Source organism: Alcanivorax sp. HI0044, from assembly GCF_001634945.1.
Genome location: NZ_LWEZ01001748.1, coordinates 1 through 837, shown reverse-complemented (window position 1 = coordinate 837; position 837 = coordinate 1). Strand labels below are relative to the sequence as shown.

Below are 837 nucleotides of genomic sequence, written 5' to 3'. Positions count from 1 at the left end.
TATCACAGGCCGCGTTGTCGCGGCGGGCACCGATATGGGTAATTTCAATCGGACAGCCCACGCGGCGAGCAATATCCCGCGCGTTACGCTTCAGTACATTCACGGTGCCAGAACCCACCGTGCCCAGACCAGCAATACCCACCTTCACCGACTTCACGTGATTTCCTCTCTTTATGCAGGGGCGCACAAGGCGCAGCCTGTTAGCCCAGCAGCCCATCCTGACGGAACATCTTCTTGATGCCGCGCATGGCCTGCCGGGTACGTTGTTCGTTCTCGATCAGCGCAAAACGCACATGATCGTCACCATAGTCGCCAAAACCAATGCCCGGCGACACTGCTACACCCGCTTCGGTGAGCAGCTTCTTGGAAAACTCCAGCGAGCCCATGGCTCGATAGGGTTCGGGGATTTCAGCCCAGACGAACATGGTGGCACGGGGTTTTTCCACCGGCCAGCCAATGTCGCCCAGCCCTTCCACCAGCACATCCCGGCGCTGGCGATACATTTCGCAGATTTCGGCAACGCAACTCTGGTCCCCTTCCAGCGCGGCAATGGCCGCCACCTGAATCGGGGTAAAGGTGCCGTAATCCATATACGACTTGATCCGTGCCAAGGCGTGGATCAGCTCTTTATTGCCGCAGCAGAAGCCCACCCGCCACCCAGGCATGTTGTAGCTCTTTGACAGGGAAAAGAACTCCACCGCCACATCCTTGGCGCCTTCCACCTGCAGAATGGAGGGGGCCTTGTAGCCATCGAACACGATGTCTGCGTAGGCGATATCGTGCACCACCCAGATCTGGTGCTCTCGGGCAATGGCCACCACTTTCTCGAAGAAATCC

Annotated in this window: 1 protein-coding gene and 1 pseudogene; both read right to left on the bottom strand. The window is 58.3% G+C overall.

The window, feature by feature from the left end; genetic code table 11:
• Positions 1 to 157, bottom strand: a pseudogene (locus A3730_RS30690) (homoserine dehydrogenase); the annotation flags it as partial.
• Positions 158 to 200: 43 nt separating this feature from the next.
• A partial coding sequence (locus A3730_RS26225; RefSeq protein WP_156501381.1) for an aminotransferase class I/II-fold pyridoxal phosphate-dependent enzyme occupies positions 201 to 837 on the bottom strand: 637 nt, incomplete at its 5' end.